The 22466-nt window shown below is 66.7% G+C and carries 20 protein-coding genes; 11 read left to right on the top strand and 9 right to left on the bottom strand.

Going from position 1 to position 22466, the window contains the following annotated elements:
- Nucleotides 1–16: 16 nt before the first annotated feature.
- The gene (locus ACUVWL_RS20310; RefSeq protein ID WP_049440000.1) at nucleotides 17–2047 is read right to left on the bottom strand and encodes a M3 family metallopeptidase; all 2031 of its coding nucleotides are present in this window, start codon (nucleotides 2045–2047) and stop codon (nucleotides 17–19) included.
- Nucleotides 2048–2217: 170 nt separating this feature from the next.
- Here ACUVWL_RS20310 and ACUVWL_RS20305 point away from each other — a divergent pair, with 170 nt between their 5' ends.
- A complete protein-coding gene (locus ACUVWL_RS20305; RefSeq protein WP_014648478.1) occupies nucleotides 2218–2622 on the top strand; it encodes a hypothetical protein in 405 nt (134 codons plus the stop codon).
- Between the two features lie 138 nt (nucleotides 2623–2760).
- On the opposite strand, the gene ACUVWL_RS20300 is transcribed toward ACUVWL_RS20305, so the two are convergent.
- Entirely contained in the window at nucleotides 2761–3873 is a 1113-nt protein-coding gene (locus ACUVWL_RS20300) for a PLP-dependent cysteine synthase family protein (RefSeq protein ID WP_014038552.1), read from the bottom strand.
- Nucleotides 3874–3998: 125 nt separating this feature from the next.
- Here ACUVWL_RS20300 and gloA point away from each other — a divergent pair, with 125 nt between their 5' ends.
- On the top strand, nucleotides 3999–4514 hold the full coding sequence (gene gloA, locus ACUVWL_RS20295) for a lactoylglutathione lyase (RefSeq protein ID WP_111206406.1): 516 nt from the start codon (nucleotides 3999–4001) through the stop codon (nucleotides 4512–4514).
- A 90-nt stretch (nucleotides 4515–4604) separates the two neighbouring features.
- On the top strand, nucleotides 4605–5033 hold the full coding sequence (locus tag ACUVWL_RS20290; RefSeq protein ID WP_049404183.1) for a VOC family protein: 429 nt from the start codon (nucleotides 4605–4607) through the stop codon (nucleotides 5031–5033).
- A 67-nt stretch (nucleotides 5034–5100) separates the two neighbouring features.
- Here the strand turns inward: ACUVWL_RS20290 and ACUVWL_RS20285 are convergent, their stop codons facing one another.
- Nucleotides 5101–5532 carry a CBS domain-containing protein gene (locus ACUVWL_RS20285; RefSeq protein WP_014648481.1) on the bottom strand — a complete coding sequence of 144 codons (432 nt, stop codon included), beginning with the start codon at nucleotides 5530–5532 and terminating at the stop codon, nucleotides 5101–5103.
- A 446-nt stretch (nucleotides 5533–5978) separates the two neighbouring features.
- On the bottom strand, nucleotides 5979–7817 hold the full coding sequence (gene glmS / locus ACUVWL_RS20280) for a glutamine--fructose-6-phosphate transaminase (isomerizing) (RefSeq protein WP_445978699.1): 1839 nt from the start codon (nucleotides 7815–7817) through the stop codon (nucleotides 5979–5981).
- 203 nt (nucleotides 7818–8020) lie between these two features.
- Between glmS and ACUVWL_RS20275 the strand changes: the two genes are divergently transcribed.
- The 7 genes from ACUVWL_RS20275 (at nucleotide 8021) to ACUVWL_RS20245 (ending at nucleotide 15812) form a co-directional block, all read left to right on the top strand.
- Entirely contained in the window at nucleotides 8021–9298 is a 1278-nt protein-coding gene (locus ACUVWL_RS20275) for an efflux RND transporter periplasmic adaptor subunit (protein WP_032961233.1), read from the top strand.
- A gap of 35 nt (nucleotides 9299–9333) precedes the next feature.
- Complete coding sequence (locus tag ACUVWL_RS20270) at nucleotides 9334–10059, top strand: ABC transporter ATP-binding protein (RefSeq protein ID WP_014648484.1); 726 nt, start codon at nucleotides 9334–9336, stop codon at nucleotides 10057–10059.
- Nucleotides 10060–10069: 10 nt separating this feature from the next.
- Complete coding sequence (locus ACUVWL_RS20265) at nucleotides 10070–11371, top strand: ABC transporter permease (RefSeq protein ID WP_014648485.1); 1302 nt, start codon at nucleotides 10070–10072, stop codon at nucleotides 11369–11371.
- A 21-nt stretch (nucleotides 11372–11392) separates the two neighbouring features.
- Entirely contained in the window at nucleotides 11393–12607 is a 1215-nt protein-coding gene (locus tag ACUVWL_RS20260) for an ABC transporter permease (RefSeq protein ID WP_014648486.1), read from the top strand.
- 16 nt (nucleotides 12608–12623) lie between these two features.
- Complete coding sequence (locus tag ACUVWL_RS20255; protein ID WP_014648487.1) at nucleotides 12624–12995, top strand: PDZ domain-containing protein; 372 nt, start codon at nucleotides 12624–12626, stop codon at nucleotides 12993–12995.
- A gap of 121 nt (nucleotides 12996–13116) precedes the next feature.
- A complete protein-coding gene (locus ACUVWL_RS20250) occupies nucleotides 13117–14463 on the top strand; it encodes a sigma-54-dependent transcriptional regulator (protein ID WP_014648488.1) in 1347 nt (448 codons plus the stop codon).
- Entirely contained in the window at nucleotides 14460–15812 is a 1353-nt protein-coding gene (locus ACUVWL_RS20245) for a sensor histidine kinase (RefSeq protein WP_014648489.1), read from the top strand. Before ACUVWL_RS20250 ends, ACUVWL_RS20245 begins: the two co-directional genes overlap by 4 nt.
- 56 nt (nucleotides 15813–15868) lie before the next feature.
- On the opposite strand, the gene ACUVWL_RS20240 is transcribed toward ACUVWL_RS20245, so the two are convergent.
- Together ACUVWL_RS20240 and glmU are read right to left on the bottom strand one after the other, a co-directional pair.
- Entirely contained in the window at nucleotides 15869–16402 is a 534-nt protein-coding gene (locus ACUVWL_RS20240) for a GNAT family N-acetyltransferase (RefSeq protein ID WP_049440005.1), read from the bottom strand.
- Nucleotides 16371–17738: a bifunctional UDP-N-acetylglucosamine diphosphorylase/glucosamine-1-phosphate N-acetyltransferase GlmU gene (gene glmU / locus ACUVWL_RS20235; protein WP_014648491.1), complete on the bottom strand. Its 1368-nt coding sequence runs from the start codon at nucleotides 17736–17738 to the stop codon at nucleotides 16371–16373. The genes ACUVWL_RS20240 and glmU overlap by 32 nt, the downstream gene beginning before the upstream one ends.
- Nucleotides 17739–17821: 83 nt before the next feature.
- Between glmU and ACUVWL_RS20230 the strand changes: the two genes are divergently transcribed.
- Nucleotides 17822–18205 carry a GtrA family protein gene (locus ACUVWL_RS20230; RefSeq protein WP_049440007.1) on the top strand — a complete coding sequence of 128 codons (384 nt, stop codon included), beginning with the start codon at nucleotides 17822–17824 and terminating at the stop codon, nucleotides 18203–18205.
- Between the two features lie 13 nt (nucleotides 18206–18218).
- Here ACUVWL_RS20230 and ACUVWL_RS20225 read toward each other — a convergent pair whose 3' ends face one another.
- The 3 genes from ACUVWL_RS20225 to atpD form a co-directional block, all read right to left on the bottom strand.
- Entirely contained in the window at nucleotides 18219–20432 is a 2214-nt protein-coding gene (locus tag ACUVWL_RS20225; protein ID WP_049440009.1) for a hypothetical protein, read from the bottom strand.
- Between the two features lie 72 nt (nucleotides 20433–20504).
- Entirely contained in the window at nucleotides 20505–20927 is a 423-nt protein-coding gene (locus ACUVWL_RS20220; protein ID WP_445978698.1) for a F0F1 ATP synthase subunit epsilon, read from the bottom strand.
- A 113-nt stretch (nucleotides 20928–21040) separates the two neighbouring features.
- Nucleotides 21041–22447, bottom strand: a complete 1407-nt coding sequence (atpD, locus tag ACUVWL_RS20215) for a F0F1 ATP synthase subunit beta (RefSeq protein ID WP_005419510.1) — start codon at nucleotides 22445–22447, stop codon at nucleotides 21041–21043.
- Nucleotides 22448–22466: the final 19 nt, after the last annotated feature.

Raw genomic sequence — 22466 nt, 5'->3', positions numbered from 1 at the left:
CCCCCCTTTTTTTCGCTTACGCCATGCCCGAGTGCCGCAGCAGCGCGTCGATCTGCGGCGCGCGGCCGCGGAAGGCCTTGAAGTTCTCCGCCGCCGGGCGGCTGCCACCACGCGACAGGATCTCATCGCGGAAGCGTGCACCGGTTTCAGCCAGTGCCTGCGGCGCTTCCTCGAACGCGGCGTAGGCATCGGCGCTGAGCACTTCGGCCCACTTGTAGCTGTAGTAACCCGCGGCGTAACCACCGGCGAAGATGTGGCTGAACTGGTGCGGGAAGCGGTTCCAGACCGGCGGGTGGTTCACGGCCACTTCCGCGCGCACTCGGTCCAGCAGTGCCAGCACGCTGTCCTGCGCCGGTTCGAACTGGCTGTGCAGCAGCATGTCGAACAGGCCGAACTCCAGCTGGCGCACCGTGGCCATGCCGCTATGGAAATTGCGCGCCGCCAGCATGCGCTCGTACAGCGCGCGCGGCAGCGGCTCGCCACTGTCCACGTGCGCGGTCATGCCCTGCAGGTGGTCCCATTCCCAGCAGAAGTTCTCCATGAACTGGCTGGGCAGCTCCACCGCGTCCCATTCCACGCCGTTGATGCCGGCCACGCCCAGTTCGCCGATGCGGGTCAGCAGCTGGTGCAGCCCGTGGCCCATCTCATGGAACAGCGTGGTCACTTCATTGTGGCTGAAGGTCGCCGGCCTGCCGTTGGCGCCCCGGCCAAAGTTGCACACCAGGTAGACCAGTGGCGTCTGCACGCTGCCGTCGCCACGCACGCGACGGTTGCGGCAATCGTCCATCCACGCACCGCCGCGCTTGCCCTCGCGTGCGTACAGGTCCAGGTAGAACTGGCCGACCAGCGCGCCCTGCGCATCGACCAGGCGGAAGAAGCGCACGTCTTCGTGCCACACCGGTGCGCTGTCTTCCTGCACATGCAGGCCATACAGCTGCTCGATCACCGAGAACAGGCCGCCCAGTACCTTCGGTTCGGTGAAATACTGCTTCACTTCCTGCTCGGAATAGCTGTAACGCGCCTGCTTCAGGCGGTCGGCGGCGAACGCCAGGTCCCAGGCCTGCAGGGCATCGATGCCCAGCTGCTCGCGTGCGAACTGCTCCAGCTCGGCGCGGTCCTTGGCCGCGAACGGCTTGGCTCGCGCGGCAAGGTCACGCAGGAAACCCAGTACTTCGGCCGGGTCCTGCGCCATCTTGGTCGCCACCGAGTAATGGCCGTACGAATCGAAGCCGAGCAACGCGGCCAGTTCGGCGCGCAGGGCAAGGATACGGTCGATGTTGCCACTGTTGTCCAGCGCGTCATCGCCGAACTCCGATGCACGCTGCGCGCTGGCACGGTACAGGATCTCGCGCAGGTCGCGGTCTTCAGCCCAGGTCTGCACCGGCAGGTAGCACGGCATCTGCAGGGTCAGTTTCCAGCCGGTCCTGCCGTCCTTCTCTGCCGCAGCGCGCGCGGCAGCCTTCACGTCTTCCGGCAGGCCCAGCAGTCGCGCTTCGTCCTCGATGTACAGCGACCATGCATCGGTGGCGTCGAGCACGTTCTGCGAGAACTTCGCCGACAGCGCCGACAGTTCCTCCTTGATCGCCGCAAAGCGCTGCTGCGCCTCAGGTGCCAGCTCGGCACCGCCCAGGCGGAAGTCACGCAGCGTGTTGTCCAGCACCTTGCGCTGGGCTTCATTGAAATGCGCGGCCTCCGGGCTGGCGGCCAGTGCCTGGTACTGGCGATACAGCGCCAGGTTCTGGCCCAGCGCGCTGGCGAAACGGGTCACCCGCGGCAGGTTGCCGTTGTAGGCCTCACGCAGTTCCGGGGTGTTGACCACCCCCTGCAGGTGGCCGACCAGGCCCCAGGCACGCCACAGGCGCTCGGTGGCGTCATCCAGCGGGGTGACGAAGGTGTCCCAACGCACCGGCTGCACCCGCTCGGCTGCGCTGACGGCAGCTTCGGCCTCGGCCAGCAGCACATCCAGCGCCGGCGCGACGTGCTCGGGGCGGATCGCGTCAAAGCGCGGCAGTCCGGAAAAGTCGAGCAGGGGGTTGGCAACGGTCACGGCAGATCTCCAGGGAACGGGCCCGGCGGGCGGGCAGCTTCCCAGATATGGCGCTGACAGGCGCGGCTGACAAGGGGGCATGCGCCGGCGTTCACGTCGGCCTGACGGCCGCGCACCGAAGCTCTGGCTGCGGGGGAGTCCGCAGCGGTACTTACCGAACGAGGCCCTACATGGAAGGTCTGGCTGCAGTGGCATCCATCTCACCGGCGCGCTCGCTGGCGCTGTCCGCCAGCCCGGCAGAACTGGCCTGGATCGCCGCGCTGTGCGATGCCGGCGACGACGCCCCCCGCCATTTGGAGCAGCTGCAGGCGGTATTGCAGCAGGGCGGCACGTTCAACGATGCCCAGGAGTGGTACCCGTTCGAGGTGATCGAGCGCGGCGCCAGCCAGTTGCAGCTGGGCCACGAGCGCGAGTTCGTGATCTGCGTGCTGCTGTGGCTGCAGGCATTGGCCCAGGGACGCGCCAGCATCCTGGACCCCAGCCTGCACCTGGATGACCGCGCGATGGACATCGAGGCGTTGCCTGATGCGCTGCGCGATGCGGTGCTGGATGCGTTCACCGCAGCGGGGTATTGAGACGCCCCGGCGACCGGGTGGAGTCGACTGTGGGTCGACTTTCGCGCGCAGCGCGGGATTCCGGCGACCTGAACGTGGAGCGGTCGACCAACAGTAGACGCTACCCAGCCGATGCACAGCCGGGCGTGCGTTGCCGCGTTACAACGCTTCCAGGCTGCACCACGGCAGTTCGGGCAACCCCTGCCCGGCCACCGCCGCCGCCAGCTGCGCATCGGCGCCGTCGACATCGATCCCCTGCCGCCCATACCACGCCGGGTCGTAATAGCTCTGCGCATAGCGCTCGCCACTGTCGCACAGGATGCTGACGATGCTGCCCTGGTGGCCCGCCTCACGCATCCATTGCGCGGCCTGCAGCACGCCGATGAAGTTGGTGCCGGTGGAGCCACCGACACGGCGGCCGAGCTGGCGGCTGACATGGCGCATCGCGGCCAGGCTCAGCGCATCGGGCACCTTCACCATCGCATCGACACTGGTCGGGATGAAACTCGGCTCCACCCGTGGCCGGCCGATGCCTTCCACGCGCGAGCCACCGCTGCAGGTCAGTCCACGCCAGTCCTGTTCACCGGCCACGGCAGCCTTGTAGCCGTCGAAGAACACCGACACTTCCGGGTCCGCGCACAGGATGCGGGTGTCATGCCGGCGGTAGCTGACATAACGGCCCAGCGTGGCGGCGGTACCGCCGGTACCCGGGCTGCACACGATCCATTCCGGAACCGGGCTGGGCTCTTCGGCCATCTGCTTGAAGATGGATTCGGCGATGTTGTTGTTGGCACGCCAGTCGGTCGCCCGCTCGGCATAGGTGAACTGGTCCATGAAGTGGCCGCCGGTTTCGCGGGCCAGCTTTTCCGAATCACAGTTGAGGTCGCAGGCGCGCTCGACCAGGTGGCAGCGGCCCCCATGGAACTCGATCGCCGCGATCTTTTCCGGCGAGGTGGTGGCCGGGATCACCGCAATGAACGGCAGGCCCAGCAGGCGCGCGAAATAGGCTTCGGACACGGCGGTCGAGCCACTGGAGGCCTCGATCACCGGCCGGCCCTCGCGCAACCAACCGTTGGCCAGCGCGTACAGGAACAGCGAGCGCGCCAGCCGGTGCTTGAGGCTGCCGGTGGGATGGCTCGACTCGTCCTTCAGGTACAGGTCGATGCCCTCGAACCCGGGCAGCGCCAGCGGGATCAGATGGGTATCGGCGGAACGGTTGAAATCGGCTTCGATCTTGCGGATGGCGGCGGCCACCCATTCACGCTGCGACATGGCGGGCAATCGTTATCAGGACGGAACGGTGCGATCCGGCCATTGTACGTCGCGGTGCCGTCAGGTGCGGGCCGGTAGAATGGCGCCATCCGGCCGGCAACGGCCCCGTCTGAAGGACCTCCCCCATGACCATTCCCGCCCTGCGCGATGTCCCCGGCGTCGCCGCCCAGGCCCCGGCCGAAACCAGCGGCTTCGTGTTCAACCACACCATGCTGCGGGTGAAGGACATCACCGCCTCGCTGGACTTCTACACCCGCGTACTGGGTTACCAGCTGATCGACAAGCGCGACTTCCCGGACGCCCAGTTCAGCCTGTACTTCCTGGCCTACGTGCCGGCCGGCGCAGTGGTGCCGGAAGACGACAGCCAGCGCCGCCTGTGGATGGCCGGCCTGCCGGGCGTGCTGGAACTGACCCACAACCACGGCACCGAGACCCAGCAGGGCGCGGTCTACCACGACGGCAACAGCGACCCGCGCGGCTTCGGCCACATCTGCGTGTCGGTGCCGGACATCGAGGCCGCCTGCCAGCGCTTCGAGGACCTCGGCGTGACCTTCCAGAAACGCCTGACCGACGGCCGCATGAAGAATCTGGCCTTCATCAAGGACCCGGACGGCTACTGGGTCGAAATCATCGCCAACTGACAAAAAGGGGACGGAGGGGATTAAGTCGTTTCTGGCACTATTGGCCGGAAGCGACTTAATCCCCTCCGTCCCCTTTTTTGCGAGGTTCGTATGGAAACGATGGAACTGCACCGCGGCCGCCTGATCGACCACATCCAGCTGGTGGTGCGTGACCTGGCGGCCAGCCGCCGCTTCTACCAGGCGGTGTTCGACACCATCGGCATCCCGATCGCCGGCGAAGGCGATGATTACTTCTGGGCCGATGAGCTGTTCATTTCCAGCGCCAGCAGCGAGGCCGCCGCCGGCCAGCTGACCGGCCGGCACCATCTGGCCTTCCAGGCCCGCGACAGCGCCACCGTCGATGCCTTCCATACCGCCGCGATCGCCGCCGGCGGCACCGATAACGGCGCGCCGGGCGAACGCCCCTACCACCCGGGCTACTACGGCGCCTTCGTGCTCGACCCGGACGGCAACAACATCGAAGTGGTCTATCACGGTCCTGCGAACTACAGCGCCGACTCGGTAAAGGTCACGTTCTGATATCACCGAAGCCGTGAACGAAGAAGCCGGGCAATGCCCGGCTTCCCTGCTTCCAGCGCTGCAGCCCTCAGTGGGCGGCCATGTAGATGTCCTGAAGCACGGCCTTTTCCAGTTCCAGCTCGCCCAGCAGGTTCTTCACGATATCGCCCAGGCTGAGGATGCCGACCAGCTGGTTGCCGTCGGTCACCATCAGATGACGGCGCCGCGAGTACGTCATCAACGACATGGCCTGCTTCAGCGTCGCGTCCGGCGCAATGCCTTCCAGGCCGGTGGACGGCAGGCTGGAGATCACCCGGCGGCCGGCCTGCGGGCCGTCGTCGGCCAGGGTACGCACGATGTCCTTCTCGGAAATGATGCCGACCGGGGCATCGTCCTTCATCACCACCAGCGCAGCGATCCTGTTCGCGCTCATCTTGTGGGCGGCGGCACCGATGGTGTCCTCGGCGTCGATGGTGATGACAGCTTCTTTCTTGGATTGCAGAAGTTCGCGGACGTTCATTCTTGTTTCCTGGTGCAGGTCACTGAAGTCAAAAAAGTGTGCTCTTCCGATACGCCCCCTCCCCGGGAACAGACCTTTCAGCGCACGTCTGGCGCACCCGCCCGCCGCGTGGAATGGATCGGCAGGCGATGTGCTGCAACGCGAACGAGGTGGGCTCAACCGCTCAACCCGGACCTCGGTCAAATCGATTCTACGACTGCGACCATCGGTCACTACCGGCATCGATAGGACAGTTCGTCGTGGGAACCAACCGACGATCCAGAGAATGGCACCGCGGCTGAAACCGCCGCTGAATACAGCCGATGCCGCGCATTAAAGAATGATTGCCTGCTGCCGACGGCGGACAGAACACCCGGTGGCTGTCCCACTTGGCATGGCCGACCACGCAAACGAAAGGGGCCACGCGGGCCCCTTTTCGCATGCAGCATTCGACGGATCCGGGAGTGTTACTCCACCGTCACGCTCTTGGCCAGGTTGCGCGGCTTGTCCACGTCGGTGCCGCGTGCCAGCGCGGTGTGGTAGGCCAGCAGCTGCACCGGAATGGTGTGCACGATCGGGCTGAGCACGCCGGCATGGCGCGGCGTGCGGATCACGTGCACGCCTTCGGACTCATTGAAGTTGCTGTCCTGGTCGGCGAACACGAACAGCTCGCCACCACGGGCGCGCACTTCCTGCATGTTCGACTTCACCTTCTCCAGCAGGCTGTCATTGGGGGCGATCACCACCACCGGCATGTCCTCGTCCACCAGCGCCAGCGGGCCATGCTTCAGCTCGCCCGCCGGGTAGGCCTCGGCGTGGATGTAGGAAATCTCCTTGAGCTTGAGCGAGCCTTCCAGCGCGATCGGGTAATGCAGGCCACGGCCCAGGAACAGCGCATTGGACTTGCGCGCGAAGCGTTCGGCCCACGCCGCGATCTGCGGTTCCAGATTCAGCGCGTGCTGCACGCTGCCCGGCAGGAAGCGCAGCTGTTCCAGGTAATCCGCTTCCTGCGCCGCGTCGATGCCGCCATGCAGCTTGCCCAGCACCACGGTCAACTGGAACAGCGCGGCCAGCTGGGTGGTGAAGGCCTTGGTCGAAGCTACGCCGATCTCCGCGCCCGCGCGGGTGTAGCAGACCAGCTCGCTGGCGCGCGGAATCGCGCTTTCCGGCACGTTGCAGATCGACAGCGTGTGCTTGTGGCCAAGCGCCTTGGCGTACTTCAGCGCCTCCATCGTATCCAGCGTTTCGCCGGACTGGGAGATGGTGACGATCAGGTGCTTCGGGTTGGCATACGCGGCCCGGTAGCGGTACTCGCTGGCAATCTCCACGCTGCACGGCAGGCCGGCGATGGCTTCGATCCAGTAGCGCGCGGTCAGGCCGGCGTAGTAGCTGGTGCCGCAGGCAATGATCTGCACGCCCTCGATGCCCGACAGCACCGCTTCGGCGTTCTTGCCGAACAGCTCGGCCGGGAAACCACCGGCGTCGATCGCCGCCTCGATGGTGTCGCCCAGCGCACGCGGCTGCTCGTGGATTTCCTTCTGCATGAAGTGGCGGTACGGGCCAAGCTCCAGCGATGCCAGCGACACGTCGGACAGGTGCACATCGCGCTCGACCGGCCGGTCATGCTCATCGAAGATGCGCACGCCATCGCGACGGATCTCGGCGGTGTCGCCCTCTTCCAGGAAGATCACCTTGCGGGTGGCCGAGATCACCGCCGAGACGTCGGAGGCGACGAAGTTCTCGCCCTCGCCCAGGCCCACCAGCAGCGGGCAGCCCATGCGCGCGCAGACGAAGCGCTCCGGCTCGGCGCGGCTGACCACGGCCAGCGCGTAGGCGCCGGTCAGCTCCTTCACCGTGTGCTGCAGCGCCACCAGCAGGTCATCGCCGCCCTTCAGGTGATGATGGATCAGGTGCGCGATGACTTCGGTGTCGGTCTGCGACTCGAAGGTGTAGCCCAGCGCGCGCAGCTTCTCGCGCTGCTCTTCGTGGTTCTCGATGATGCCGTTGTGCACCAGCGCCACGCCGTGGCTGATGTGCGGATGCGCGTTGGCCTCGGTGACGCCGCCGTGGGTGGCCCAGCGGGTGTGGCCGATACCCAGCACCGCATTGAACCCTTCGGCCTCGGCCGCCGTGGCCATTTCCGACACGCGACCGGTGCGGCGGACACGACGTACTTCGGGGCGCTCGGCGTGATCGATCACCGCGATGCCCGAGGAGTCGTAACCACGGTACTCAAGCCGCTTCAGGCCTTCGATCAGCACCGGCACCACGTCGCGATCGGCGATTGCACCCACGATTCCACACATGTCACGCGTTTCCTTGAAGACGATCGGCGCATTCTAGCCCGCGTGTCCGGCTTCCCCCTCCTGTCCGCTTAATGAAAGTGTCCGGAAAGGTGTCCGCGGACACCCGGACACTCCAGCGGCCCGCCCAACCTGTTGAACTGAAAGGAAATAAAGTTGGCACGCTACGTGCTTGGTACTGGCTACCACCGTCAGGCACGCACCCGATGATCCGCGACACTTCCGCACAGGACCAGATCGTTTCCTCCGCCCCCGCCGGCGCCACCCGCGTCAACTGGCAGCGCTACCGCTGGCCGGCGCTGGGCGCCATCGTGCTGCTGGCCGGCATCGGCTGGGCCGTGCATGCCTGGTCCAATGCCAGCCGCTCCTTCGACAGCAGCCGGGTGCGCATCGCCGAAGTGAAGCGCGGCGACCTGGTCCGCGACATCGCCGCCGACGGCCGGGTGATCGCCGCCAATAGCCCGATCCTGTACGCCATCTCGGCCGGCACCGTGGACCTGAAAGTGGTCGCCGGTGACGTGGTGAAGAAGGGCCAGGAACTGGCGGTCATCGACAGCCCGGAACTGCGCAGCAAGCTGGCCCAGGAACAGGCCACCCTGGCCGGCCTGGAAGCCGAGGCCAGCCGTGCCGCGCTGGACGCCACCCTGGCCCGCGCCAAGTCGCGCAAGGAAACCGACCAGGCCACCATCGAGCGCCAGGCCGCTGACCGCGACCTGCAGCGCTTCCAGCGCGGCTACGACGGCGGTGCGGTGCCACAGATCGACCTGGCCAAGGCCAAGGACTCGCTGAAGAAGGCCGACATCACCCTGGCCAACGCCACCACCGATGCGCGCCTGCAGAGCCAGGGCGCCGACCTGGATGCCCGCAACAAGCGGCTGCTGGCCGACCGCCAGAAGGCCGTGGTGGCCGAAGTGCAGCGCCAGGTCGACGCACTGACCCTGCGCGCACCGTTTGACGGCCAGGTCGGCCAGGTGCAGGCGGTCCAGTCCACCAACCTGGCTGCCAACGCGCCGGTGCTGGGCGTGGTCGACCTGTCCAAGTTCGAGGTCGAGATCAAGGTGCCGGAGAGCTTCGCCCGCGACCTGGCGATCGGCATGCCGGCGCAGCTGACCGGCGGCAATGGCAAGCCGTTCCCGGGCGAGATCAGCGCGGTGTCGCCGGAAGTGGTCAACGGCGAGGTCAACGCCCGCGTGCGCTTCGCCAGCGCGCAGCCGGAAGGCCTGCGCCAGAGCCAGCGGATGTCGGTGCGCGTGCTGCTCGATACCCGCAAGGACGTGCTGAAGGTCGAGCGCGGCCCGTTCGTCGAACAGGGCAATGGCGTGGCCTACGTGATGGATGGCCGCACCGCGGTGCGGCGTCCGGTGGAACTGGGCGTCAGCAGCCTGGGCGAAGTGGAAATCAAGTCGGGTGTGCAGCCGGGCGACCGCATCGTGGTCTCCGGCAGCGACCTGTTCAAGGACGCCGAACGCGTCTCCGTCAACTGATACCTGATACCTGAATCCTGGAGAGAGGACACCCCATGTACATGCTCGAAATGCGTTCGGTCGCCAAGGTCTTCCGCACCGAACAGGTGGAAACCCACGCGTTGCGCTCGCTGGAACTGCAGGTCAAGGAAGGCGAGTTCGTCGCGGTCACCGGCCCGTCCGGCTCCGGCAAGACCACCTTCCTCAACATCGCCGGCCTGCTGGAAACCTTCACCAGCGGCACCTACCTGCTTGACGGCCAGGACGTGAGCACGCTGGGCGATGACGCCCGCAGCCGCCTGCGCAACCAGAAGATCGGCTTCATCTTCCAGGGCTTCAACCTGATTCCCGACCTGAACCTGTTCGACAACGTCGACGTGCCGCTGCGCTACCGGAAGATGAGTGCCAACGAGCGCCGCGAACGCATCGAGAAGGCGCTCACCCAGGTCGGCCTGGGCTCACGCATGAAGCACTACCCGAACGAACTGTCCGGCGGCCAGCAGCAGCGTGCGGCGATCGCGCGTGCGCTGGCCGGCAGCCCGCGCCTGCTGCTGGCCGACGAACCGACCGGCAACCTGGATACGCAGATGGCCCGCGGCGTGATGGAACTGCTGGAGGAGATCAATGCCGCCGGCACCACCATCGTGATGGTCACCCACGACCCGGAACTGGCCGCGCGCGCGCAGCGCAACGTGCACATCGTCGATGGCCAGGTGACCGACCTGGTGCGCGAACCGGTGCTGGCTACCCCGCCGCGCCACATCGTTGCCGTCAACGAGTGAGGGCACTCCCATGTTCGCCTACTACACCCGATTGGCGGTACGCAGCTTCCGCCGCAACAAGATCCTGACCGCACTGATGGTGGTCGCCATCGCGCTCGGCATCGGTGCCTCGATGACCACGCTGACGGTGTTCCACGTGCTGTCCGGCGACCCGATTCCCGGCAAGAGCGACCAGCTGTTCTACGTGCAGGTCGATCCGCGCCCGCGCGGCGGCTATACCCCGGGTGAGGAGCCTGAGGAACAGATGACACGGCGCGACGCCGAGACCCTGCTGCGCGAGAAGCGCGGCATCCGCCAGGCGATGATGAGCGCGGGCGGCGGCACGGTGGAACCGGAGCTCAGCACGCTCAAGCCGTTCTCGGTGGATACGCGCTGGACGTCGGCCGATTTCTTCCCGATGTTCGACGTGCCGATGCAGTACGGGCGTGCCTGGAACAGCAGCGATGATGACAATCGCAGCCGGGTGGTGGTGCTGTCGAAAGCGATCAACGACAAGCTGTTCCAGGGTGCCGACAGCACCGGTCGCGAGATCCGCCTGAGTGGCCATTCACTGCGGGTGATCGGCGTGATGAAGAAGTGGAATCCCGAACCCCACTTCTTCGATCTGACCACCGGCAACTACGGCAAGGATGAAGACCTGCTGGTGCCGTTTTCCACTGCGATGGACCTGGAGTTCGGCAGCAACGGCAACATGAACTGCTTCGGCGAGAATCCGGATGGCAGCAGCAACTCGATCAACGCGCCCTGCAGCTGGATCCAGTACTGGGTGGAGCTGGATCCGGCCAAGGTCGAGGACTACCGCAGCTACCTGGCCAACTACTCGGACCAGCAGCGCGCAGCGGGCCGTTTCGAGCGCCCTACCAACGTGCGCCTGCGCCCGGTGATGGAGTGGTTGACGTTCAAGAATGCCGTGCCCAGCGACGTGCGCCTGCAGATGTGGCTGGCATTGGGCTTTCTCGGCGTCTGCCTGGTCAACACGGTGGGCCTGCTGCTGGCGAAGTTCCTGCGCCGCAGCGGCGAGATCGGCGTGCGCCGCGCCCTCGGTGCCAGCCGTGGGCAGATCTTCCTGCAATGCCTGGTTGAAGCCGGTGCGATCGGCGTTGCCGGCGGCGTGCTCGGCATCGGCCTGGCCCTGCTCGGCCTGTATGCGGTGCGCCAGCAACCCGTGGACTACGCGAGCCTGGCCCACCTGGACGGCAGCATGCTGCTGCTGGCCATTGGCCTGACCCTGTTCGCCAGCCTCGCCGCTGGTTTCCTGCCCGCCTGGCGCGCGATGCAGGTTACCCCGGCCATCCAGCTCAAGTCGCAGTAAGCACGAGTACGAGGACCTCCCATGGATATCCGCCCCATCCTCAGCACCCTGCGCCGGCACAAGACAGCCGCCGCCCTGATCGTGCTGGAAGTCGCCCTGACCTGCGCCATCGTCTGCAATGCCCTGTTCCTGGTCACCCAGCGCGTTGAACGGATCAGCCAGACCAGCGGCCTGGCCGAGAACGAGCTGGTGTTCGTCCGGGTCAGCGGCATCGGCAAGCAGACCAATGGCCAGGCCCGCACCCAGGAGGACCTGTCCGCCCTGCGCGCCGTTCCCGGGGTCACCGCCGCCGCGAAGGTCAACCAGCTGCCGTTCCGCCCGAACTCCTCCAATACCAGCGTTTCGCTGAAGCAGGAACAGGAACGTCCGACCGCCTTCGTCACCATGTACATGTTCGGCGAAGGTGGACTGTCCACGCTTGGACTGCAGCTGACCGCCGGCCGCGACTTCCAGCCCAGTGAATACAGCAACGTCGAGGATGCACAGAAGAACGCCTCCACCAATACCGCCTCCTCGGTGATCATCAGCCGCACGCTCGCCGACAGGCTGTACCCCGGCGAGAACGCACTGGGCAAGACGTTCTACATGGGCAAGCAGCCACTGCACGTGGTGGGTATTGTCGCGTCATTGGCCACGCCCACCGATTACAACAACAACACCACGCTGTCGATGGTGCTGCCTGTGCGGACCGATTTCACCCAGGGCCCGTACGTCCTGCGCACCGCTCCGGAACGGCGCGAGGAAGTACTCAAGGGCGCGATCGCCGCGCTTGAACGCAACGACCCCAACCGGCTGGTGCGCGAGAAGCTGACCTATGAGGCGCAGCGCAATGACTACTTCAAGAACGACAGGGCCATGGTCGGGCTGCTGATCACGGTGTGCATCTCGCTGCTGGTGGTCACCGCACTGGGCATCATCGGCCTGGCCAGCTTCTGGGTGCAGCAGCGCAGCAAGCAGATTGGTATCCGTCGCGCGCTCGGCGCGACGCGTGGGCAGATCCTGCGCTACTTCCAGACCGAGAACTTCCTGCTGGCCACGCTGGGCATCGTGCTGGGCATGCTGGCCGCCTATGCGATCAACCTGGCACTGATGAACATGTACGAGCTGCCGCGCATGCCGCTGCACTACCTGCCGCTGGGCGCACTGCTGCTGTGGGTGCTTGGCCAGATCGCGGTGTTCGGGCCGGCCCGGCGCGCGGCAGCGGTACCGCCTGCGGTTGCCACGCGGGGCGCATGAGATGCGTATCCGCTGGATGCTGATGATGATGCTCCTGCCACTGCCGGCACTGGCCGGCGGTGGCAGCTCGCAGACACTGGAGTGGCGCCAGGACGATGCGCGCCTGGCATTGCGTTCGAGCGAAGGCCAGGTGCGCGTGGAAGCCGCCGGCCCGGAAGCCCGCTTCGGCGTGCGCAGCGGCGATCGCATCCTGCGGGTGGATGACACCACCGTACGCAGGATCGAGCATCTTGCCGAGGCCCTGCGGCGTTCAAGCGCCGCCAGGGCCTATCTCCTGCTGCAGCGCGACAGGCAGGAACTGACGGTCGCGGTGGACGCCGCTGCCTGGCGCAGGGCGCTGGTCGCTCCGCCTCCGCCAGCACCGCCACCGCCGCCGCCCCGACGCTGAGCCCGCCGCCCCGACGGCTACGGGTTTGGCTATGCTTGATGGGTGGCGCCGGGCTCTCCCGGCGTATGGACACGAACACGGCTCCATCGGCGCCGCCCATCCCTTTCTGCAGAACCGCTTGATGCCTTCGATCCTGATCATCGACGACAACGCCAGTGTGGGCACTGCACTGGACGTGCTGTTCTCCCTGCACGACATCGACACCCTGCAGGCGCAGAGCCCGGCCGAGGGGCTGGCCCTGCTCGAGTCGCAGCCGGTCGACCTGGTGATCCAGGACATGAACTTCAGCGAGGACACCACCTCCGGCGAGGAGGGCGAAGCGCTGTTCGCACAGATCCGCGCACGCCATCCGGACCTGCCGGTGATCCTGCTGACGGCCTGGACCCACCTGAGCAGCGCGGTGGACCTGGTCAAGGCCGGCGCCGCCGACTACCTGGCCAAGCCCTGGGACGACCGCAAGCTGCTGACCACGGTCAACAACCTGCTGGAGCTGTCCGAGGCGCGGCGCGAACTGGACCGCCGCCGCAGCCGCGAGCTGCGCCAGCGCAATGCGCTGGAAGAAAAGTACGACCTGTGCGGTGCGGTCTTCGCCGATCCGGCCAGCGAGCGCGTCATCGCCCTGGCCTGCCAGGTCGCGCGCTCCGAGCTGCCGGTGCTGATCACCGGTCCCAATGGTGCCGGCAAGGAGAAGATCGCGCAGATCATCCAGGCCAATTCACTGGTGGCCAAGGGCCCGTTCATCACGGTCAACTGCGGCGCGTTGCCGTCGGAGCTGATCGAGGCCGAACTGTTCGGCGCCGAGGCCGGCGCCTACACCGGCGCCAACAAGGCACGCGAGGGCAAGTTCGAAGCCGCCGACGGAGGCACGCTGTTCCTGGATGAGATCGGCAACCTGTCGCTGGGCGGGCAGATGAAGCTGTTGCGTGTGCTGGAAACCGGCCGCTTCGAGCGCCTGGGTTCCAATCGCGAACGCCAGGTCAAAGTCCGCGTGGTCAGCGCGACCAATGCCGACCTGCCGGCGATGATCCGCGACGGCACGTTCCGCGAAGATCTCTATTACCGCCTCAATACAGTGGAACTGGTACTACCGCCGTTGGCCGAGCGCGCGGGCGACATCGTGCCACTGGCCGAGCGTTTCCTGACGGCCGGCAAGCCGCTGTCCAGTGCCGCCAGTGCCGCCCTGCAACGGCACCCGTGGCCGGGCAACGTGCGCGAACTGCGCAACGTGATCCAGCGTGCCGAACTGCTGGCGACCGGCAACCGCATCGAGGTGGCCGACCTGAACCTGCCGCGCACCGCACCGGCGCCACGCCCCGCACCGAGCGCTGGCAACGATCCCGACCGCGAGCGCATCGAGGACGTGCTGGCACGCAACCACGGCGTCATCGCCCAGGCGGCTGCCGAACTCGGCCTGAGCCGCCAGGCCCTGTACCGGCGCATGGACCGCCACGGCATCCCACGCGAATGAAACGGCGCTCGTTCACCTTCCGCCTGTTCCTGCGCCTGCTGCCGGTGCTGGCGCTGGCCGCTGCGCTGCCGTGGCTGCTGGCGTACTGGATGAACCATGGCTGGGTGGTGACCACGGCGTCGGCCGTGATCCTGCTGGCGTTGATGTGGTGGACCCTGCGCCGCGCCACCGCACCGGTGCGCTCGCTGATGCGCGCACTGTCCGGCACCACCAGCAGCTACCGCGACGGCGAGTACAACTTCGGCGTGTACTGGCCGGGCAACGACGAACTGGGCGACCTGGTGCAGGCGCACCGCGAGCTGGGCGATGTGCTGCGCGAACAGCGGCAGGGCCTGGTGCAGCGCGAACTGCTGCTGGACACCATGGTGCAGAACACGCCGGTGGCCATGCTGCTGATTGCCTCCGGCGGCGATGGCATCGCCCGCGTGGTGTTCTCCAACCTGGCTGCGCGCAAGCTGCTGCATGGCGGCTGGAAGCTGGAAGGCCAGCGTCTGGAAGAGGTGCTGGAACAGGTGCCGGTGGAGCTGCGCGATGCCATCGCCCGTGGCGGCGACAGCCTGTTCGCGGTGCATGCCGAGGGCGAGGACGGCGACGAGGATGACGAACAGGTCTACCACCTGTCGCGCCGCGCCTTCCAGCTCAACGGCCGTCCGCACGACCTGCTGCTGGTACGCCTGCTCACCGCCGAACTGCGCCGCCAGGAAGTGCAGACGTGGAAGAAGGTGATCCGGGTGATCAGCCACGAGCTCAACAACTCACTGGCACCGATCGCCTCGCTGGCCCACTCCGGTGGCGTGCTGGTGCAGCGCGAACGCTTCGACCGGTTGCCGGAGATCTTCACCACCATCGAGGACCGCGCACGCCACCTGGAAGGCTTCATCCGTGGCTATGCACGCTTCGCAAAGCTGCCGCAGCCGCAACTGCAGACCGTGCACTGGGCGCCGTTCCTGTCCAGCCTGCGCCAGCAGATCCCGTTCACCATGGAACGCGAGCCGGACGAGGACCTGAGCAGCCGCATCGACATCGCGCAGTTCGGGCAGGCATTGCTGAATCTTCTGAAGAACGCGCATGAAGCCTGCGCCGAGGCTGATCCGCCCAACGATGACGTACAGGTGCAACTCACGCGGCTGCCGCAATGGCTGCGCCTGGACGTACTGGATCGCGGCAAGGGCATGAACGAGCAGGTGCTGCAGAACGCCTTGATGCCGTTCTATTCGACCAAGCGCAACGGCACCGGCCTGGGGTTGGCACTGACGCGCGAGATCGTGGAAGCGCACGGTGGCCGCGTGTCGCTACAGAACCGCGGCGATGGCGGGTTGTGCGTGTCGATCCTGTTGCCGGTGGGTTGAGCGGGCCGATCGGGTAGATCCACGCCATGCGCGGATGTGCCGACCAGGGCCGGCACCTACCAGGCCCGCCGCATCGCCACCCGCAGGTGCATCGGAAACCCGAGCGCAGCCTCTTCGGCCATGACGGCGCGCAGGCCGTCGTTCCACTCAGCCTCAGGCACTACGTCGAACCCTTCGCTGGCATAGAAGGCTGCATTCCATGGCACATCGCTCAAGGTGGTCAGCACCGCTGCAGCAAAGCCGGTGGCCCTGGCCTGCGCCAAGGCGTGCCGCAGCAATGCACGGCCATGGCCACGACGCGCGTGCGCGGGGTCCACATCCATCTGCAGGACATGGAACTCGCCACACAGCTCGCCGCCCAGCAGGTAGCCGGCAATGTCGCCGCCGGGGCCATCCACAACCCACAGCTGGCCCCGCTGAAGGCCGTCCTGCAGCGTCGGCAGATCCAGGCCGTGGCCGGCAAATACCGGATGGGCTTCGTGATCCTTCAGCAGTTCGCCGGCACGCTGTTCAATTGCCGGCAGCACGCCGAGCTCGTCGGCATGCGGAATACGTGGCTCAGGACTTCTTGACCGGGCGCTTCCAGCCATCGATGGTTTCCTGTCGTGCGCGGGCCAGTGTCAGCTTGCCGTCCGGGGCGGTGCGGGTGATGACCGAACCGGCAGCGATGGTCGCGCCCTCGCCGATCGTCAGCGGCGCCACCAGCGAACTGTTGGAACCGATGAACGCGTTGTCGCCGATGGTGGTGGTCGACTTGTTCACGCCGTCGTAGTTGCAGGTGATGGTGCCGGCACCGATGTTCACCTTGCTGCCGATCACCGCATCACCCAGATAGGTGAGGTGGTTGGCCTTGCTGCCGACGCCGAGGGTGACCTTCTTGGTTTCGACGAAGTTGCCGACGTGCACGCCATCGGCCAGCACGGTACCTGGGCGGAGGCGCGCGAACGGACCGACCAGCGCCGCGCCTTCGGTGACCACACCCTCCAGATCACAGTGCGCGCGTACTTCGGTACCGGGGCCGAGAGTAACGTCCTTCAGGCGGTTGAACGGACCGATGGTAACGCCGTCGCCGAGCACGATGTTGCCTTCGAGAACGACATCGACATCGATCAGCACGTCACTGCCCACGGTGACGGTGCCACGGATGTCGAGTCGTGCCGGGTCGCGCACGCGTGCACCCTGTGCGCACAGCGCACGCACGGCGCGATGCTGCCAGGCACGCTCCAGCTGCGACAGCTGCCAGGGATCGTTTGCCCCCTCGGCTTCCTGCGCGTCGGCCACCAGCGCCATTTCGGCCGGGGTGTACTCATGCGCGGCAAATGCGAACACGTCGGTCAGGTAGTACTCGCCCTGCGCATTGCGGTTGGACAGCTGCGACAGCCAGCGGCGCAGCGCGGTCGACTCCGCGGCGATGATGCCGGTGTTGATCGTGCGCACGCGCAGCTGGTCGTCGGTCGCGTCCTTCTGCTCGACGATCGCTCCCACCTTCCCTTCGGCATCGCGCAGCACGCGGCCGTAACCGGTCGGGTCATCAACCTCGGCGACCAGCACCGCCAACCGCCCCGGCTGCGCCAGCAGATCGCGCAGGGTCTGCGCGCGGATCAGCGGTACATCGCCGTACAGCACCAGCACCTGCACGGCATCCGGCACCTGCGGCATCGCCTGCGCCACCGCGTGGCCCGTACCCAGCTGCTGCGCCTGTTCAGCCCACTGCAGGTCGGGCTGGTCGGCGAACTGTTGCCGCACCGCCTCACCGCCATGGCCGTAGACCACATGGATGGCCGCCGGTTGCAGTTCGCGGGCCGCATCGATCACGTGCGCCAGCATCGGTTGGCCGGCGATCGGCTGCAGCACCTTCGGCAGCACCGACCTCATGCGCTTGCCGGCGCCGGCGGCGAGGATGATGACGTGCAGGGCTTGGGTCATGGGAACGGCAGTCCGTGGTTCGTTGCCGACGATTCTAGAGCGTACGCCGTTAACATGGGCATCCCTCCTCCTTCACCATGCCGATGAGCCTTGTCCGCCAGGGAAGCGCCTACCTCGTGATCGGGCTCGTGCAGCTGCTGGTCGATTGGCTGGTGTTCGTGGTCGCCACCGCGCTTGGCATGCCGGTCGCACCGGCCAACGTCGCCGGGCGCCTGGCCGGCATGCTGCTGGGCTTCTGGCTCAACGGCCGCTACACCTTTGCCGAGGCCGGCACCCACAAGCTGGGCTGGAAGCGCTTTGCACGCTTCTTCGGGCTGTGGCTGCTGCTGACTGCGGCAAGCACGTTGCTGGTGAGCCTGGTCGACCACGCGCTGGGCCTGCAGTACACCTGGCTGGCCAAGCCACTGGTGGAAGGCGGGCTGGCGTGCGTGTCGTTCCTGTTGATGCGCCATGTGGTGTACCGCTGATCGCGGTCAGCGGTCAGCGATCACCGTCACGGCGCAGGCGCGCTCCCAGTCCCTCACGCCACAGCTGCAGCGCGCTGTAGCGCAACCGCACCTGATGCTGCCCGGCCGGCACGCACAACGCATGGAAGAGGCCATTGCCGCGCAGCAGCGGCAGTACCTGGCCATCCTCGAGCTGCGCCTGCCAGCCACGACCGGTGGTTTCGTTGATCACCACCCATGCTGCATGGTCGGCCACCACCGTCAGCTCGATGCGTCCCGGCTGGTAGCGCAGCACCTGTACCGTGGCCTCGCCGGCATCCTGTTCGGCACAGTGGCTGCTGGCGGCTGCCGGCAGCCATAGCTGCCGGTTGAAATCGGTCTGGTTGAACAGCGGCGCAGGCGGTAGACGCTCCTCATGGCGGCGCACCTGCCGCGGATTCAGCACCCGTGGCAGCACGCTGTCACGCCGCGCAAGTTCCACCTGGTCGCCCTGCGCGCTGGAGCCCGGGAACGGCTCCTGGGCCAGCAGCCAACGCACGCCCAGCAGGTCGTACAGGGGAGCAGCGGTGTCTGGCATCCAGGCAGTGGGGACCTTCTGCTGGAAGGTATCCACCGGCTCGCCCGGCATCCCGGTCATCTGCAGATAGTCGCTTGCCAGCAGCGGGTTGTAGCCGTTTGCCAGCGCAATGGCATGCACCGCCGCGCCGTTGGTGAGTCCGCCGATGCCGAAGACCACCGCGCGCTCGGGTATGCCGATATGCCGCTCTGCCGCCAGCAGCGCATAGGCGCGCTGCGCAGGACCCGCACGATCGGCGGTGAGCACCGACTTTGTGCCGCTGCCCGCGTTGAACCTGGTGCCGACGTTGAACAGCAGCAGGTCCAACAGCACCAGCGCCAGCACCCAGCGCGCAGGTGACTGGTGGCGGCGCAGCACCCACACCGCGGCTACGCCCAGCGCGGCGCTGACCGCAAGCCAGGCGAAAGCGAGCGGATGACCATGATCGATCGCCAGCCACGCAGCGCACGCGCCCAGCACTGCGACGACCGCCACGGACACCCGATGCAATCGCAATGGCTGCCGCTGCAGGGCAACCTGCAGGGCACTGGCACCCAGCCACGCCGCCGCAGGCACGGTAAGGAACAGCGCATCGGACGGGCGCCGGAACAGGTCCAGCCCCGGAAGCCAGCCGAACAACCAGGGGAACAGCGGCGTGGCGCCACCCACCGCGACCATGATCGCCAGCGTCAGCGCACACAGCGCGACGCGCGTCGCCGCCGGCTTGCGCCGCAGCACCTCACCGCCCCAGAGCAGCCACAGCGCCAGCGGCACTGCCCCCACATAGAGGTAATCGGCGCTGATATCACCGAAGGCCCAGCTGTCGCCGCGCCCCTGCGAGAACACGTTGCCCGACAGCAGTGTCACCAGTGTCTGCCAGTGGATGGCACCCGGCAGCGCGGCTTCCAGCGTCAGGCCATTGCGATTGGTCTGGTCCAGCCAGGCCAGCGTGGACAGCCACTGCGGCGCACTGACACCACCGGCGAGAATGGCCACCACGCCCAGCTGCCACAGCAGGCGCATGCGCTGCCCCTGTGCCAGCACGACAGCAGCCACGGCGTAGATCACGCACGCGAGGATGATGAAATAGGTGACCTGGGTCAGTTGAAGCGCACACATCCCGCCGGCCACACCGGCCAGCAGGATGTCGCGCATCCGTCCCCGCCGGCGGACCTGCTCCAGGCCCAGCCACAGCCAGGGCAGCAGGCAGTAGCTGATGATCATCGGCGTGTGCTGCAGGCGCGACGCGGCCACGCCACCAAACATCAGCGTGAGTGCGAACAGCAGCTGCGCCGGCGGCGGCATGCCCTGCACGCGGCTCAACCGCAGTGCACCCAGGCCGCCTGCCAGCACATGCAGCAGCACCACCACCGTGAACAGGTGCAGGGAGCCCGGCGCCAGCAGCATCGGCAGCAGCATCGTCGGCTGCAGCGTCATCATCTGCGGATCGGCCACCTGCGGGTAGCCACCGTAGAGATACGGATTCCACCAGGGGGCCTGCAGGTGACGCAACTGCTCGGCACTGAAACTGACCGCCGGGAAGAACTGCTGCACGGCATCAAAGGGAATGGTCTTGATGCCACTGAGCCATGGCAGGCACAGAACGATCCACGCAATCAGGAACACGCCTGCCGGTGTGCGCCACGGCCGCTGCCAGCTGCCGCCTTCAATCGCTGTCGAGTGGTGCTGCATTCCCTGCTCCTGTGGCGAACAAACAAAAACGCCGGCAGCTAGCCGGCGCTTGTGCTTGATGACGCGCGAACCTCAGTGCTTGAGATTCTTGCGCAGGCGCTCCAGCGCCTGCAGCTGGACGACGGCTTCGGCCAGCTTCTGCTGGGCCTCAGCCACTTCCATCGCTTCGACGCGGTTGGCCAGGATGCGCTCGGCTTCTTCCTTGGCCTTGCGGACCGAGGCTTCGTCGATGTCCTGCGCGCGGATCGCGGTGTCGGCCAGCACGGTCACCACCTGCGGCTGCACTTCCAGGATGCCGCCGGAAATGGCGAAATCCAGCTGCTCGCCGTTCGGCGTGGTCACCACCACCTTGCCCGGCTTCAGGCGGGTGATCAGCGGCGCGTGCTTGGGCGCGATGCCCAGTTCGCCCAGCTCACCGGTGGCCACGACCAGGGTCGCTTCGCCACGGAAGATTTCCTGCTCGGCGCTGACGATGTCGCAACGGATCGTGCTCATGCAAATCTCTTCGCTGTTCGCGGCGGCGCAATGCCGCCGTGGGGGTCCACCGGCGCGGGCGGTTGCCCGGCGCCGGCGTCAGGTCGGGCAGGATCGCTCCCGCCCGTCCCGGATCAGGCCTTCTCGGCCATCTTCTTGGCCTTCTCGACCGCTTCTTCGATGCCGCCGACCATGTAGAACGCCTGCTCCGGCAGGTGGTCGTACTCGCCATCGACGATGGCCTTGAAGCCACGGATGGTGTCCTTCAGCGGCACGTACTTGCCCGGCGAACCGGTGAACACTTCGGCCACGTGGAACGGCTGGCTGAAGAAGCGCTCGATCTTGCGGGCGCGCGACACGGCCTGCTTGTCTTCTTCGGACAGTTCGTCCATGCCCAGGATGGCGATGATGTCCTTCAGTTCCTTGTACTTCTGCAGGGTCTGCTGGACGCGCTGGGCGGTGTCGTAGTGCTCGTGGCCGATGACCAGCGGATCCATCTGGCGGCTGGTGGAGTCCAGCGGGTCGACGGCCGGGTAGATACCCAGCGAGGCGATCGAACGCGACAGGGTCACGGTCGAGTCCAGGTGGGCGAAGGTGGTCGCCGGCGACGGGTCGGTCAGGTCGTCCGCGGGAACGTAGACGGCCTGGATCGAGGTGATCGAACCGTTCTTGGTCGAGGTGATGCGCTCCTGCAGGACGCCCATTTCCTCGGCCAGGGTCGGCTGGTAACCCACGGCGGACGGCATGCGGCCCAGCAGTGCCGACACTTCGGTACCGGCCAGGGTGTAACGGTAGATGTTGTCGACGAACAGCAGGACGTCCTTACCCTTGCCGTTTTCGTCCTTCTCGTCGCGGAAGTACTCGGCCATGGTCAGGCCGGTCAAGGCGACGCGCAGACGGTTGCCCGGCGGCTCGTTCATCTGGCCGTACACCATCGCCACCTTGTCCAGGACGTTGGAGTCCTTCATTTCGTGGTAGAAGTCGTTGCCCTCACGGGTACGCTCACCCACGCCGGCGAACACGGACAGACCGCTGTGCGCCTTGGCGATGTTGTTGATCAGTTCCATCATGTTGACGGTCTTGCCGACGCCGGCGCCGCCGAACAGGCCGACCTTGCCGCCCTTGGCGAACGGGCACATCAGGTCGATGACCTTGATGCCGGTTTCCAGCAGCTCGGTGGCCGGGGACTGGTCTTCATACGACGGCGCAGCGCGGTGGATTTCCCAGTTGTCGCTGGCAGCGACCGGGCCGGCTTCGTCGATCGGACGGCCAAGCACGTCCATGATGCGGCCCAGGGTGCCGGCGCCGACCGGCACCGAGATGCCACGGCCGGTGTTGACGGCAACCAGGTTGCGCTTCAGGCCGTCGGTGGAACCGAGGGCGATGGTACGCACCACGCCGTCGCCCAGCTGCTGCTGGACTTCGAGGGTGATCTCGGTGTTTTCCACCTTCAGTGCGTCGTACACCTTCGGCACCGATTCACGCGGGAATTCGACGTCGACGACCGCGCCGATGATCTGAACGATCTTGCCCTGACTCATTGCTGCATCCTCTAATGTG

The sequence above is a fragment of the Stenotrophomonas muris genome, assembly GCF_052751275.1.
This window is presented reverse-complemented; position numbering and strand designations above follow the sequence as displayed.

Excerpts from the sequence above, each read along its gene's own strand:
- ACUVWL_RS20305 (WP_014648478.1), top strand. The coding sequence starts at position 2,218 with ATGGAAGGTCTGGCTGCAGTGGCATCCATCTCACCGGCGCGCTCGCTG.
- ACUVWL_RS20300 (WP_014038552.1), bottom strand. The coding sequence starts at position 3,873 with ATGTCGCAGCGTGAATGGGTGGCCGCCGCCATCCGCAAGATCGAAGCC.
- gloA (WP_111206406.1), top strand. The coding sequence starts at position 3,999 with ATGACCATTCCCGCCCTGCGCGATGTCCCCGGCGTCGCCGCCCAGGCC.
- ACUVWL_RS20290 (WP_049404183.1), top strand. The coding sequence starts at position 4,605 with ATGGAAACGATGGAACTGCACCGCGGCCGCCTGATCGACCACATCCAG.
- ACUVWL_RS20285 (WP_014648481.1), bottom strand. The coding sequence starts at position 5,532 with ATGAACGTCCGCGAACTTCTGCAATCCAAGAAAGAAGCTGTCATCACC.
- glmS (WP_445978699.1), bottom strand. The coding sequence starts at position 7,817 with ATGTGTGGAATCGTGGGTGCAATCGCCGATCGCGACGTGGTGCCGGTG.
- ACUVWL_RS20275 (WP_032961233.1), top strand. The coding sequence starts at position 8,021 with ATGATCCGCGACACTTCCGCACAGGACCAGATCGTTTCCTCCGCCCCC.
- ACUVWL_RS20270 (WP_014648484.1), top strand. The coding sequence starts at position 9,334 with ATGTACATGCTCGAAATGCGTTCGGTCGCCAAGGTCTTCCGCACCGAA.
- ACUVWL_RS20265 (WP_014648485.1), top strand. The coding sequence starts at position 10,070 with ATGTTCGCCTACTACACCCGATTGGCGGTACGCAGCTTCCGCCGCAAC.
- ACUVWL_RS20260 (WP_014648486.1), top strand. The coding sequence starts at position 11,393 with ATGGATATCCGCCCCATCCTCAGCACCCTGCGCCGGCACAAGACAGCC.
- ACUVWL_RS20255 (WP_014648487.1), top strand. The coding sequence starts at position 12,624 with ATGCTGATGATGATGCTCCTGCCACTGCCGGCACTGGCCGGCGGTGGC.
- ACUVWL_RS20250 (WP_014648488.1), top strand. The coding sequence starts at position 13,117 with ATGCCTTCGATCCTGATCATCGACGACAACGCCAGTGTGGGCACTGCA.
- ACUVWL_RS20245 (WP_014648489.1), top strand. The coding sequence starts at position 14,460 with ATGAAACGGCGCTCGTTCACCTTCCGCCTGTTCCTGCGCCTGCTGCCG.
- ACUVWL_RS20240 (WP_049440005.1), bottom strand. The coding sequence starts at position 16,402 with ATGGCTGGAAGCGCCCGGTCAAGAAGTCCTGAGCCACGTATTCCGCAT.
- glmU (WP_014648491.1), bottom strand. The coding sequence starts at position 17,738 with ATGACCCAAGCCCTGCACGTCATCATCCTCGCCGCCGGCGCCGGCAAG.
- ACUVWL_RS20230 (WP_049440007.1), top strand. The coding sequence starts at position 17,822 with ATGAGCCTTGTCCGCCAGGGAAGCGCCTACCTCGTGATCGGGCTCGTG.
- ACUVWL_RS20225 (WP_049440009.1), bottom strand. The coding sequence starts at position 20,432 with ATGCAGCACCACTCGACAGCGATTGAAGGCGGCAGCTGGCAGCGGCCG.
- ACUVWL_RS20220 (WP_445978698.1), bottom strand. The coding sequence starts at position 20,927 with ATGAGCACGATCCGTTGCGACATCGTCAGCGCCGAGCAGGAAATCTTC.
- atpD (WP_005419510.1), bottom strand. The coding sequence starts at position 22,447 with ATGAGTCAGGGCAAGATCGTTCAGATCATCGGCGCGGTCGTCGACGTC.